Annotated in this window: 10 protein-coding genes; 6 read left to right on the forward strand and 4 right to left on the reverse strand. The window is 75.7% G+C overall.

The annotated features are described in order from the left end of the window. The first annotated feature begins 97 nt into the window (after positions 1 to 97). Positions 98 to 1,300: an NADP-dependent malic enzyme gene (locus ABZ924_RS10570; protein WP_361906699.1), complete on the forward strand. Its 1,203-nt coding sequence runs from the start codon at positions 98 to 100 to the stop codon at positions 1,298 to 1,300. Between the two features lie 519 nt (positions 1,301 to 1,819). Beyond that, complete coding sequence (locus ABZ924_RS10575) at positions 1,820 to 2,782, forward strand: zinc-binding dehydrogenase (RefSeq protein ID WP_361906701.1); 963 nt, start codon at positions 1,820 to 1,822, stop codon at positions 2,780 to 2,782. Positions 2,783 to 2,867: 85 nt separating this feature from the next. Here the strand turns inward: ABZ924_RS10575 and ABZ924_RS10580 are convergent, their stop codons facing one another. The 4 genes from ABZ924_RS10580 to ABZ924_RS10595 all read right to left on the reverse strand — a co-directional run bounded on the left by ABZ924_RS10580 (position 2,868) and on the right by ABZ924_RS10595 (position 6,178). Further along, a complete protein-coding gene (locus ABZ924_RS10580; protein ID WP_361906703.1) occupies positions 2,868 to 3,710 on the reverse strand; it encodes a fibronectin type III domain-containing protein in 843 nt (280 codons plus the stop codon). 194 nt (positions 3,711 to 3,904) lie between these two features. Then, positions 3,905 to 4,819 (reverse strand): helix-turn-helix transcriptional regulator, encoded by a 915-nt coding sequence (locus ABZ924_RS10585; protein WP_361906705.1) that lies wholly within the window; start codon positions 4,817 to 4,819, stop codon positions 3,905 to 3,907. 1 nt (position 4,820) lies between these two features. Beyond that, complete coding sequence (locus ABZ924_RS10590; protein ID WP_361906707.1) at positions 4,821 to 5,735, reverse strand: hypothetical protein; 915 nt, start codon at positions 5,733 to 5,735, stop codon at positions 4,821 to 4,823. Positions 5,736 to 5,992: 257 nt separating this feature from the next. Then, the gene (locus ABZ924_RS10595; protein WP_010061466.1) at positions 5,993 to 6,178 is read right to left on the reverse strand and encodes a DUF6104 family protein; all 186 of its coding nucleotides are present in this window, start codon (positions 6,176 to 6,178) and stop codon (positions 5,993 to 5,995) included. A 133-nt stretch (positions 6,179 to 6,311) separates the two neighbouring features. Between ABZ924_RS10595 and ABZ924_RS10600 the strand changes: the two genes are divergently transcribed. The 4 genes from ABZ924_RS10600 (at position 6,312) to fxsA (ending at position 13,201) form a co-directional block, all read left to right on the forward strand. Continuing rightward, positions 6,312 to 8,432 carry a trypsin-like peptidase domain-containing protein gene (locus ABZ924_RS10600; RefSeq protein ID WP_361906709.1) on the forward strand — a complete coding sequence of 707 codons (2,121 nt, stop codon included), beginning with the start codon at positions 6,312 to 6,314 and terminating at the stop codon, positions 8,430 to 8,432. A gap of 19 nt (positions 8,433 to 8,451) precedes the next feature. Beyond that, complete coding sequence (locus ABZ924_RS10605; RefSeq protein ID WP_361906711.1) at positions 8,452 to 9,462, forward strand: MoxR family ATPase; 1,011 nt, start codon at positions 8,452 to 8,454, stop codon at positions 9,460 to 9,462. 3 nt (positions 9,463 to 9,465) lie between these two features. Beyond that, complete coding sequence (locus tag ABZ924_RS10610) at positions 9,466 to 12,834, forward strand: SAV_2336 N-terminal domain-related protein (RefSeq protein ID WP_361906713.1); 3,369 nt, start codon at positions 9,466 to 9,468, stop codon at positions 12,832 to 12,834. A gap of 64 nt (positions 12,835 to 12,898) precedes the next feature. Then, on the forward strand, positions 12,899 to 13,201 hold the full coding sequence (gene fxsA, locus ABZ924_RS10615; RefSeq protein ID WP_361906715.1) for an FxSxx-COOH cyclophane-containing RiPP peptide: 303 nt from the start codon (positions 12,899 to 12,901) through the stop codon (positions 13,199 to 13,201). The last annotated feature ends 103 nt before the right edge of the window (positions 13,202 to 13,304 follow it).

The following is a 13,304-nucleotide window of genomic DNA, read 5'->3' on the forward strand; positions in this document are numbered from 1 at the left end:
GCCAACCGTCGATGCGGAGTACGGACGCGGTGCCCGCCCACCCCTTAACCAGGAGTGGCCACCCTCAACGATTCAAAGACTTAAGGGGTCAAGAACAGTGGCAGCGGAGATCGTCAATCCTCGCAGCGACAGCGTTACGGACAACAACCCGGACGCGGTGTTCGCGCTGCACCGGGGCGGCAAGATGGCCATCGAGGCCACCGTGCCGGTCCAGAACAAGGACGACCTGTCCCTCGCCTACACGCCCGGCGTGGCGAAGGTCTGCACCGCGATCGCGGAGCAGCCCGAGCTGGTCAACGAGTACACCTGGAAGTCCAACGTGGTCGCCGTCGTCACCGACGGCACGGCCGTGCTCGGACTCGGTGACATCGGACCCGAGGCCTCCCTCCCCGTGATGGAGGGCAAGGCCATTCTCTTCAAGCAGTTCGGCGGCGTGGACGCGGTCCCGATCGCGCTCGCCACCAAGGACACGGACGAGATCGTCGAGACCGTCGTCCGCCTCGCCCCGTCCTTCGGCGGCGTGAACCTGGAGGACATCTCCGCGCCGCGCTGCTTCGAGATCGAGCGCCGCCTGCAGGAGGCCCTCGACATCCCGATCTTCCACGACGACCAGCACGGCACGGCCATCGTGACGCTGGCCGCCCTGCGCAACGCCGCGAAGCTCACCGGGCGCACGCTCGGCGACCTGCGCGCCGTGATCTCGGGCGCCGGCGCGGCGGGCATCGCCATCGCCAAGATCCTCGTGGACGCGGGCATCGGCGACGTGTGCGTCACCGACCGCAAGGGCGTCGTCTCGGCGGACCGCTCCGACCTGACGGACGTCAAGGCGGAGATCGCGGGCCTGACCAACAAGACCGGCCTCACCGGCTCGCTGGAGACGGCGCTGGCCGGTGCGGACGTGTTCATCGGCGTCTCCGGCGGCACCGTGCCGGAGGAGGCGGTGGCCTCGATGGCGAAGGACTCCTTCGTCTTCGCCATGGCCAACCCGAACCCGGAGGTCCACCCCGACGTCGCGCACAAGTACGCGGCCGTCGTGGCCACGGGCCGCTCGGACTTCCCGAACCAGATCAACAACGTGCTGGCCTTCCCGGGCATCTTCGCGGGCGCCCTGAAGGTCCGCGCCAGCCGGATCACCGAGGGCATGAAGATCGCCGCCGCCGACGCCATCGCCGGTGTCGTCGGTGACGAGCTCGCCGCCGACTACGTGATCCCGTCGCCGTTCGACGAGCGCGTCGCCGAGGCCGTCGCCTCCGCGGTCGCCGCCGCCGCCAAGGCCGACGGCGTGGCCCGCCTGGGCTGATCGGTCCGCCTGCTGTACCTGCTGTACGCGAAGGGGCCCGGCCGGATGATTCCGGCCGGGCCCCTTCGCGTTGTGGTCCCCTCTGCAGGGCGCACCCTCCCCGCCCCCGAACCGGGAGGGGTCGCACCGCAGCGGCGCGTGGGGGGAGGGCGGGCCCGTCCGGGCGGCGCGCAGGGCGCCGACGGCGGGCCGGCGCACCTGCGCCGCTGACGTGCAGCTGGATGACAGGTCCATGATGAACCTGGGCTGCACGGCCTGAATATTACCGCCCTGCGAGGCCTGATCTTGACGTTCCGCTTCCGTGTCGCGAAGGCGCAAGACTGCACGTACAGACCGTAGTTGGGTGGATGACGGACAGTTCCGTTCTTGATCGCGTCGGCCCATCCCGGACGCGTCCGGACCCCCGGCCGGTTCCCGCGGGAGGGGTTCGTTTCGGGGGCGGGCCGTGCGACGAAGGCCTCACCCGGAAGGTGGCGGCAGCTCTGGCCCCCGCCACCTACCGGGGGGTAGGTTCGCCGCATGTTCGCTGCCTACGCCGCCCGAATCGACCGTGACCAGCCGCTGAGCGGCCTCGAGCTGGGCGAGCGCCCGGCCCCCGTGGCCCGCCCCGGCTGGGTGACCGTGAACGTCAAGGCCGCCTCCCTCAACCACCACGACCTCTGGTCGCTGCGCGGAGTGGGCCTCGGCGAGGACAAACTCCCGATGATCCTCGGCTGCGACGCGGCCGGCATCGACCAGGACGGCAACGAGGTCGTCCTGCACTCCGTGATCGGCCAGAGCGGCCACGGCGTCGGCCCCGACGAGCCGCGCTCGATCCTGACCGAGCGCTACCAGGGCACGTTCGCCGAGCAGGTGACGGTGCCTGCCTGGAACGTGCTGCGCAAGCCCGCCGAGCTGTCGTTCGAGGAGGCCGCGTGCCTGCCGACCGCGTGGCTGACGGCGTACCGGATGCTGTTCACCAACGCGGGCGTGCGGCCCGGGGACTCGGTCCTGGTCCAGGGCGCGGGCGGCGGTGTCGCGACCGCGGCCATCGTCCTCGGCAAGGCGGCCGGCCTGCGGGTCTTCGCCACCAGCCGGGACGAGGCCAAGCGCAAGCGGGCGGTGGAGCTGGGCGCGGTGGAGGCCTTCGAGCCGGGGGCGCGGCTGCCGCAGCGGGTGGACGCGGTGATCGAGACCGTCGGTGCGGCCACGTGGTCGCACTCGGTGAAGTCGCTGCGGCCGGGCGGCACGCTGGTCATCTCGGGTGCCACGAGTGGGGACCGGCCGGCGCACGCCGAGCTGACCCGGATCTTCTTCCTGGAGCTCAAGGTCGTCGGTTCCACGATGGGGTCCAAGGACGAGCTGGAGGACCTGCTGTCCTTCTGTGCGGCTACCGGGGTGCGGCCGGTCATCGATGAGGTCCTGCCGCTGGACCGGGCCCGGGAGGGCTTCGAAAAGCTGGAGTCGGGCGACCTCTTCGGCAAGGTCGTCCTGACGGTCTAGCAGCCCCCGGCCTGGAGGCCGTTCCCGCCCCGCCGGCCTGACGGCCGGTCCGGCCGCGCGGGCTGGATTTTACAGGCCCCAGGCGTCAGTCGGCGCAAGAACCCGGGCCGGCCGGCGCCCATGCCGACGAGCCGTTGTTGTTGTACGCCCGCACCTGGAAGCACTGCTTGGTCGAAGGATCGAGGTTGTGCCAGGTGAAGGACTGTGTCGACGGCTGCAGGGGCCGCACCGTGTCGGTATTGAGGTGACGGATGTCGAACGCCACCGCGGCGGGGTCGCTGTGGGACCACGTGATGAGAACGGACCGCAGGTCGCCGGGGGTTCTGGTGACGGTGACCCCCGTGGGCTCGGCCGGCTTCGGGGGTCGGGCCGGCTCGGGCGGCTCGGCCGGCTTCTGGGGTTCGGCCGGCTTCTGGGGTTCGGCCGGCTTCTGGGCGGAGATCGCGTCCTGCTTCACGGTGACGGACACCGAGGTGAAGTCGGCCGAGAGGAACTCGCTGTTCGTGGCTCTCAGGGACCAGGCCAGGGACTTGCCGGGGCTGACGCCTCCTGCGGTGCCCCGCTGCTGGCCGTCGAGGTCGTCGGAGTTGCAGCTCGAACCTTCGAACAGCTGCAGTGCGGGTGTCGCGGTGACCGATTCGGCGCCGAGGAGCCGTAGGTGGACGGTCAGGACGCCCCGGGCCTCTCCACCTGAACACTGGCTCACGGTGACGGTGGTTTCCGGGCTCGTGTGGCTGAGGGAGACGTCCCGCGCAAAGGGCGCATCTCTGGAGTCCCCGGTCTTGCCGATGCCGGAACCGTTCGTGACGAACAGCTTGCCCGTGACGTGCACGGTGTGCGTGGCGGCGGCAGCCGCGGGCTCGGACATTCCCACGGACAGCAGGGGTAGCGGCAGGACCGCGGCGGCCAAGGCGCATCGCAGCCTCATGCTCCACACCTCGCAATCGCCTGGCAGGGGGTCGAGGTAGGAATCTGCGCGCAGCAAGACCATGGACTTCCATCGTCGCGCCCGCCCGCCGACCGTGTCCACCGGAGCGTTCGGCCGAGCGGGCGCCGCGGGCGCCTTCCCCGGGCTCGGCGGGCCGAGCCCGGGTCCCGTACGTCAGCCGAACCGGCCGGGGCTCAGCGGGGCGGGGTCAGCAGGGACGTGATGCGGTCCGCGGCCGCGGCCAAGTGGGCGCGGGCCTCGGCCAGCTGGGCCGCGGTGACGCCGTGGTCGCGGGCCGCATCGCGGACGTCGTCCCGGAAGCGGTCCAGGAGCCGGTCCAGGTCCCGGGCCGGATCCCCGGTGGAGGCGAAGCCCTCCGCCCAGCGTGAGTCCGGCGCGGGCGTGTCCCTGCCGGAGCCGGTGGCCGCCGAGCCGGTGGCCTGGGAGCCCGGGGCGGCGGGGCCGCCGCTCAGCCAGCTGCCCGCCAGGTTGCCCAGCATGCCGCCGGACTTGGCGAACTGCTCCTGGAGTTGGGCCGCGATCCGCATGACCTCCTCGCGGGCCCGCTCCTGCGCCTCCTTGGCCTGGCGGCGGGCCGCCTGCGCCTCCTCCCGGGCCCGGCGGCTCTCGTCCTTCGCCCGCCGCGCCTGCTCCTTCCACTCCTGCCGGGCCCGGCGCAGCTCCTCCTTGGCCGCCGTCCAGGACTCGTCCTCGACGTGGGTCGCCGACGCGGAGGCCGCGGCCTGCATCTCGCGCCGCAGCGCCCCGGCCGCGCCGCGTACGTCGTCGCGGATCTCGGCGGCGAGTTCGGAGACCGAGTCGCGGATCTCCAGCTCCAGGTCGGCGAGTTCACCGCCGCGGTCGGCCAGCTCGGCGCGGCCGGCGTCGGTGATGGAGTACACCTTGCGCCCGCCTTCGGTGGCGTGCGTGACCAGGCCCTCGGCCTCCAGCTTGGCCAGCCGCGGGTACACCGTGCCGGCGCTGGGCGCGTACAGGCCCTGGAAGCGCTCCTCCAGCAGGCGGATCACCTCGTAGCCGTGGCGCGGGGCTTCGTCCAGGAGCTTGAGGAGGTACAGGCGGAGTCGGCCGTGGGCGAAGACGGGCGGCATGTCACAGCACCTTCTTGTCGAGCGTGAGCGGAGCGGCCGGCGCATCGGCCGGCGGGCGCCGCAGCAGGGCGATGGAACCGGAGACGGTGGTGGCGCGCAGGGTGCCGGTGCCCGCGCCGAGGGTGCCGGTGATGCGCTTGGCGGTCAGCTGCCCGGAGACGTGGAGGTCCTCGAAGGCGTTGGAGACGCCGCCGCTGGCGGTGTTGGCCTCGACGCGGGCGTCGGCCGGGTGCGGCAGGCGGATCGCGACCTGGCCGGAGACGGAGTTCAGCGCGATGTCGACGGGGCGGGGGGCCTCCGGGTCGGCGTCGAGGTCGATGAGCATGTCGCCGCTGACCGAGTCGGCCCGTACGGTCAGGTCCGCGCCGTCGACCACGGTCAGGCCGCCGGAGACCGAGTGGAAGCCGAGCTCGCCGGTGACGGACTGGGCCTCGACGCCGCCGGAGACGGTGCGGGCCCCGACCGTGCCGGAGAGGCGGACCAGGGTGGCGTCGCCGGAGACGAGGTTGACGTCGGTGCCGCCGGAGATGCCGGAGACCACGCAGGCGGCGCTGACCGCGGCCACCTGGACGCGGGCGGACGCCGGAACGGTGAGGGTGACGGTGGCGCTGCGCTCCCAGACCTTGCGGCCGGACGCGGAGCCGGACCAGGCCTTCCAGGGCTTGGACTCGAACCACTTGCGCAGGCCCTGGGAGCCGTTCCAGGGCAGGTCCTCATAGGAGACGGTGAGGGTGTCGCCCTCCTGGACGACGTGCAGCGGCGGCCCGTCGACCTCGGCCACCTCCAAGCGGGCCGGCCCCTCGTCGGCGACGACGTTGACGGTTCCGCCGACGAGCCGCAGCCGGAGCTCGCCCACGGGCCCTTCGAAGCCGAGCTTCTGCGGTTCCCCCACCGACCACGTCTTCTGCTCTGCCATGGCGTCCTCCTCGGCGCACGCAACATATCGCGTCTTCTGCAGAACACGATATATCGCGGTCGGGGGAAGTCAAGACTGGCCGAGCCGCCCGCCGCCCGCCGCCCGCTCAGCGCAGACGGTGCATTTCGCGCCATCGTCGGCCGGGGACCGCAACGACGAAGACGAAGGGGCCCGACCGGTGGATGTCTCCACCGGTCGGGCCCCTTCGTCGCTGCGGGGGCCTGCGGCGCGTTCGTGTGCCGCAGGCCCCGGCGGGGTCACTCGTCCTCGTCGTCCTCGTCGTCCAGGCGGGCCAGCCAGGTGGCCAGGCGCTCCACCGGGACCTCGAAGTCCGGGTTCAGGTCGACGAACGTGCGCAGCTGCTCGGCGAGCCACTCGAAGGTGACCTCCTCCTCGCCGCGCCGCTTCTCCAGCTCCTCGATGCCGCGATCGGTGAAGTACAAGTCGGGCTCCGTGCCGTGATGAAGGTGTGCAGGGGGATGTTTCCCGCCAGGATAATCCGCATACCCGCCGAGACCTCCCCCCGTCACGGACCCGGCGCTAGCCTGGAATGCCGTCAACCGGAGGGGGCGGGGGATGCAGGACGGGCGCACCGGCGGCTCCGCACGCGCCTTCGAGCTCCTCGAGCCCCTCGTCCAAGCGGCCACCGTACGCGTCCACGCGGCCCCGGGCGGGTATGCAACCCCCGACGGCCACCGGGCCGGCCCCACGTGGGGGAGCGGCTTCTTCATCGCCCCCGGCTGGGTCCTGACGTGCGCGCACGTGGTCGGTGAAGGGGGTGCGGCGGTGCGTCTCGTGGGACGGGAGCTCGGCATCACCTTCTCCTCCGGACCCGGCACCACCGGGACCGTCACCGGCCGCGTCGAATGCGTCCTGCCCGAGCGGCTCGAGGAGCAGCGCCCCGCCCGGCGCGCCCTGTGGGACCTGCCCGACCTGGCCCTCGTCCGGGTCCTCGCCCCCGTCTCCCACGCCTGCGTACGCCTGACCGACCGCGCCCGCCCCCGCCCCGGCGAGGTGGCCTACTTCGGCGTCACCGAGGACCTCGGCACCCCCGAGATCACCGGCCGCACCACCCGCCTGCGCGGTACCGCCGCGGCCGGCGCCGCCCTGCGCCTCGGCGACGACGACGAGATCGAGCCCGGCATGTCCGGCGGCCCCGTCGTCGACCTGGCCCGCGGCGAGGTGGTCGGCGTGGTCAAGGCCCGCCGGCGCACCGGCGGCGGCGGACTCGCCGTGTCCGTCGTGCAGTTGCGCACCCTGCCGCTGCCCGCCACCGGACAGGTCGGCCTCTACCGCCGGGTCATCCAGGCCCACGACCTCTACCACTACGACCAGCACCTCAGCGACCTCGACAGCCGCCGGACCTGGACCGACGTCCACGGCGAACTCCCGCCCCCGGACGAGCCGTACGGGGGGCGCCTGCGCCTGACCCCCGCCGAACGCACCACCCTGTGCGGGCTGCTCGCCGAACTCCCGCCGCCCGGCTCCTCCGAAGCCGTCCGCGCCCTGGTCGAGGCCGCCCGCGGCGAGGAACCCGACCCGGCCCTGCCCGCACCGCTGAGCTGGCGCGACGGACTCGGCATGCTGCTCGACCCGCCCGGCGGCGCCGGCGAGGCCGCCGCCATGCTCCGCTACGCCACCGACGTCAGCGTCGCCGACCACCGCGAACCGCCCTCCCCGGGCGCCGACGAGGAGCTGTGGGACTGGGTCCGGGCCACCGCCGAGCGGCTGTGGCGGCCGCTGCGCCGCGAGCTCGGCGAACGCCACGAGCAGGGCCTCGCCGCCCGCGACCGGCGCCGCCGCGCCCGCGCCGGACAGCCGGTCCCCGGACCCGGGCGGCCCGCCGGGGCCCTCGCCCCCGGGCCCTCGGTGCTGCTGGAGGCCTGGGCGCACGGCTGGGAGGACGTCTACGACTGGCGGGTCTCCGTCCTCGCCGGCCCCGCCCACCCCGGCCGGCTCACCCCCGTCGGCTCGGGCGTCCACGTCAGCCGGGCCCGGCTGCCCGAGGCGGTCCGCGACGCCCTCGCCGAGGCCTTCCGCCGCTGCGACTCCCACGAGGCGCCCGCACTCCTCGAAGTCGCCGTGGCCCCGGAGCTGTTCGGGCTGCCCGTGGACACCTGGACCGTGGCCGGACGGGTCCCGCTGGGCGTCCAGCGGCCCGTGGTCCTGCGCTACCCGGCCGGCGGCGAGCGTCCCACCGCCGCCCCCGCCCCCGGCTCCGGCCCGTACGACGACGCCGACACCGACGCGCACCGCAGGGCCGACCGCTGGGCCCGCGTCCAGGCCGGGCCGCTGCTCGACGAACGGGCCGATTGCGACCGCGGCCGGCCCCGCAGCCCCGCCCCGGAATGGCTGGACGCCCTCCCCGACAACACCGTGCCCGTGCACTGCCGGGCCGCCGACGCCGAACCCACCCGCGGATCCCTCCACGCGGTCCGCGACGCCGGGTACGGGGTGGCGGTCACCCGACGCCCCCCGGCCGACCCGGGGGAGTCCTGCGCGCCCTTCCACCGCGGGCTGCGCGAGGAGCTGACCGAGGCGGGGCGGGGCGCACCCCTGCCGGTACGGGTCCAGGCGCTGCGGGCCCGCGCCCACGGGGCCGACCCCGACGCGTACTGGGCGGACGGCATGGCCCTCGTCTGGGACGACCCGGCCCGCGCCCTGCCCGAGGACGAGCCGCTGCAGGGGGATCTGTGACGGGCGGGAGGGGACAGAAGTGAACGAGGAATGGCTCATCTACCGGGGGATCGGCGAGCCCCACGACGGGATCGACGCCCTGCCCGACCCGCCGCCCTGGCGGGACTTCGACGGCGGGCCCGTGGGGGAGGCGCCCGCCCCGGCCCGGTCCGCCGACGGCAACGTCGCCCGGCGGCTCGGCGCGCACCGGCAGGCCGCCGAGATGCACCGGCCCGAGCCGGAGGAGCTGGAGGCCATCAACGCGGCCCTCTACCTGCGCCGGCCCCTGCTGGTCACCGGCTACCCCGGAACCGGCAAGTCCACCCTCGCGCACGCCGTCGCCCACGAGCTGAAGCTCGGCCGGGTCCTGCGCTGGCCCGTCGTCTCGCGCACGGTGCTCCAGGAGGGCCTCTACCGCTACGACGCCATCGCCCGCCTCCAGGACGTCCAGATCGCCGCCTCCGGCGGGAACCCGGCCGGCGCCCCCGGCATCGGCAAGTACATCCGGCTCGGGCCGCTCGGCACCGCCCTGCTGCCGACCGAGCGGCCCCGCGTCCTGCTCATCGACGAGCTCGACAAGAGCGACATCGACCTGCCCAACGACCTCCTCAACGTGCTGGAGGAGGGCGAGTTCGCCCTGCCCGAACTGGAACGCGTCGCCGACACCGAGCCCGAGGTGCAGGTCCTCACCGACGACGGGGCCAAGGTCGCCGTCCAGGGCGGCCGGGTCCGCTGCCGCGCCTTCCCCTTCATCATCCTGACCAGCAACGGCGAACGGGACTTCCCCGCCGCCCTGCTGCGCCGCTGCATCCAGCTCAAACTGGGCCAGCCCGGCGAGAAGCGGCTCGCGACCATGGTCCGGGCCCACCTCGGCGAGGACGCCGCCCGGCTCGGGGCCGACCTCATCAGGGAGTTCCTCAGCCGCTCCCAGTCCGAACTCGTCGCCGCCGACCAGCTGCTGAACGCCATCTACCTCACCCACTACGCCGCCCCGCCGACCCGGGAGGACCTCGCCGACCTGCTCATCCAGCGCCTCGACCGCCCGAGGTGACCCGTGCCCGCCACCCCGCCCCCCGCCACCCCGCCCCCCGCCGGCCGGCCGGCCCCGGCCGGCTCCCCGCCGCCCCCGCCGCCCCCGCCCGGGGTCCAGCCGCCCGGGCCGCCCCCGCCGCCGCCCGGCTTCCGGGAGCTGGCCCGGCTGCTGCGCGCCGCCGGGCTCGACCCCTCCGCCGAGGAACTCGCCGACGCCCTCTGGCTCGCCGGGCGGATCGGCCCGCCCGCGCCGGCCCCCGCCGACCCGGCCGACGAGCTCCCCGCGCACCGGACCCCGCCGCAGGACGAACCGCCGCCCGAGGAGGAGCCCGTACCCGCCGGGCCCGAGACCGAGGACCCGGTCCGGCTCTACGCCTCCCGGGTCCGCGGCACCGTGGCCGAGGAGGCCGCCGCCTTCCCCGCCGGCACCGGCGTGCCCGTCCGCGTCCCCGGGGCCGCCGCCCTGCCCCGCATCCTGGAGATCCAGCGCGCCCTGCGCTCCCTCCAGCGGCACCGCCCGCCCGGCCGGCCCACCCGCCTCGTCCTCGACGAGCCGGCGACCGCCGAGGCCAGCGCCCGGGCCCTGGGGCTCGTCATCCCGGTCATGCGGCCCGAGAGCCGCCGCGAGGCCACCGTACGGCTGGTGATGGACGCCTCCCCCTCGATGGCCGTCTGGCAGGACATGTTCGAGGAACTGCGCTCCGTCTGCGAACGCCTCGGCGCCTTCCGGGACGTCCAGGTGCACTACCTGCACCGGCTCGCCGACGGCCGGGCCGCCGTCGGCCGCGCCCCCGGCGCCGGCGGCCGGCTGCGCTCGGGCGACCAGCTGCGCGACCCCAGCGGGCGGGCCCTGACCATGGTCGTCTCCGACTGCGCCGGACCGCTGTGGCGCGAGGGCGAGGCCCAGCGCGTCCTGCACCGCTGGGCCGAATGCACCCCGTGCGCCGTCGTCCAGCCCCTGCCGCAGCGGCTGTGGGCCCGCAGCTGGCTGCCGACCGAGCGCGGCACCCTCGCCCGGGTCGAGGGCAGCACCGCCGGACGGCTGCGCTTCCGCGCCGACCGGCCCGCACGGCCCGGGCGGCCCGCCGGCGGGCTGACCGTCCCCGTCCTGCCGCCCAACGCCAGCGCCCTCGGCGCCTGGGCCCGCCTCGTCGCCGGCCTCGGCACCGGGCCCGTACCGGCCGAGGTGGGCCGGGTCCTCGCCGACCACCCCGCCGCGCCCGTGCCGCCCCCGCGGGCCGCCCGGCCGCCCCGCGACCTCGTGCGCCGCTTCCGCTCCTCGGCCTCGCCGCGCGCCGTCCAGCTCGCCGTCTACCTCTCCGCCGCCCCGCTCACCCTGCCGGTGATGCGGCTCGTCCAGCGCACGATGCTGCCCGACTCCGAACCCTCCGACCTGGCGGAGGTGCTGCTCAGCGGGCTGCTGCGGCGCGGCTCCGCGGCCGGGCAGTGGTACGAGTTCGTGCCCGGCGTGCAGGACGTGCTGCTCGGCCCGCTCGGCCTGGACGAGGCCGCGCTCGTGCTCAAGCACTGCTCGGAGTACGTGCTCGCCCACTTCGGCAGCGGCGTGCGCAACTTCCCCGCCCTGGCCGTCTCCCAGCTCACCGGCGCCCCGCTCGTCGAGGAGGGCGGCGACGGGCGGGTCCCCGCCGGGCGGCTCCCGCAGGCCTTCGCCGAGGTCTCCGCCCGCGTCGTACGCCGCTACCTGCCCGGGCCGGCCGCCGAGGACGCCACCGACCGCGAGCCGCCCGCACCGCCGCCCGGCCGGGCCTGGGCCGTGCGCACCGCCCGCGAGCGGCTCGCCGACCGGGACGCCGAGGGAGCCGGCGCCCAGCGCGGGCTGTACGAGGCCGTCGCCGTCCTGCGCCGCGCCGTGGCGGCCCCCGCGGGGCCCGACGACCCCGCCGGCGAGGCGGAGTGCGAGCTGGCCGGCGCCCTGCTGCGGCTGTGGGCCCGGGAGCACGACCCCGACCTGCTCGCCGAGGCCGGGCAGCTGCTGGCCGGGCTCACGACCGCGCCCGCGCGGGCCCTGCTCGGCCGGGTCCTGTACGAGCGGGCCTTCGCCGACCGCCCCGACCGCCCCGACCGGCCGGACCGGCCGGACGCCGAGCTGCTGGCCGCCGCCGAACGGGAGTTCGCGGCCGCGGCCGCCGCCCCCGACGGCGACCCGCCGCTCCGGCTGGACTGCGTACTGCGGCGGGCCCGGACCCTGGTCGCGCTCGGCGAGCTGCGGGAAGACACCGGCGCGCTGCGCGAGGCGCGGGCCGCGCTGGAGGTCCTCGCCGGCCCGGACCCGAGCCCCGACCCCGGGCCGCCCGGGTCGCCCGGCCCGGCCGCGCCGGCCGTACGGCGGGCCCTGGGCCGGGTCCTGCTCGCCCTGCTGCCCCGCACGCCCGACCCGGCGGAGCGCACCGCCCTCGCCGAACGGGCCGCCGGACAGCTGGAGTCCGTACTCGCGGAGGCTCCCGACGGCGAAGCACCGGTGGAGGCGGCGCGGGTCCGGGTCGACCTCGCCACCGCTCTGCGGTACCTGCCCGGGCGGCTGGAGGAGGCCGCCGCCCGGCTGGACCTCGTCCTCGCCGAGCCCACCGGAGACCCCGAGCTGCGGCTGGCCGCGCTGGTCTGCCTGGCCCGGGTGCACCGGGCCCGGCACGCGCGCGACGCCGACCCGGCGGCCCTGGAGGCCGCGGCCGAGGCCTACGGCAGGGCCCGCCGGCTGATCCCGCGCGACGGGGAGGCGTACGGGGAGCTGCTGCCCGAGTGGGGCGAGGTCCTGCTGGACCGGGCCCGGGCCGCCGGCGGGCGCCGGTTCACCTCGCAGGCCGTACGGGTGCTGCGCGACAGCCGGGCGGCCGTCCCGCAGTCCGACCCCGGCTCCGCGCACCGGCTGGTGCGGCTCGCCGAGGGGCTGCGGCTGCGCCACGGGTACGAGGGCGACGTGGTGGACCTGCGGGAGGCGGAGTACCTGCTGGAGCTGGCGGTGCGGCAGAGCCGCAACCCGCTGGAGCAGGCCCGCGCGTGGCGCGAGCACGGCGACGTCCAGCAGGAGATCCACGCCCACACCCGGGCCCTGGACCGCCTCGACCGGGCGGCCGACTCCTACCGGCGGGCCTGGCGCGCCGCCCTGGACGCCGGCCGCGCCGACCGCCCCGACCGCGCCGACAAGGCCGACCGCGGCGATCCGGCCGAACGGCGCGACGTGGCCGCGGCCATCGAACTCGGCGCCAAGGCCCAGGAGTTGCGCGGCGAGGTGCTGGAGCGCCTGGCCCGGCCGCGGGCGGCCCTGGACGCCTACCGCTCCGCCCTGGAGCTGTGGCGACGACTCGGCGAACCGGCCGCGGACCGGCGCGAGGCACTCGGCTCGCGCATCCGCACCCTGGAGGCCGGACTGTGAGTCCGCGCGGCCACGGCGTGAACAGGCAGCAGCACACCATCACCGACGGGGGGACGGGCAGCCCATGGCAACGCGGCACCGCACACGACCGACGGACCCGGAAGCGGACGCCGCGACGGAGCCGAGGCAACCCGCCCCGGCCCCGCCCCCGGCACCAGGCAGCCCGGCACCGGCGGCAGACGGCCCGGCGACGCAGGGCCCCGCAGGGTACGGGTGCGGAGGCGGGCTGCCGGATCTGTCCGGTTTCGATCTGGCCGCGCTGCGCGGGATCGACCATCCCGTGCTCGCCCGGGTCATCGAGGGGCTGGTCGAGCGGGTGCGCGATCCCGCGGAGATCCTGAACGCTTTCGATTCCGGCGTCAGCTGAGCGCCCGCTCACGCACCGCATCCCCAACGCCACGCAGCGCACTCACAGTTGACCCGTTTCCGCCGTTAGGCCGCGGCGAACCCCGGGCAGGGATGGACCGTCC

It is taken from the genome of Streptomyces sp. NPDC046876 (assembly GCF_040645035.1).
In the GTDB taxonomy this organism is placed as follows: domain Bacteria; phylum Actinomycetota; class Actinomycetes; order Streptomycetales; family Streptomycetaceae; genus Streptomyces.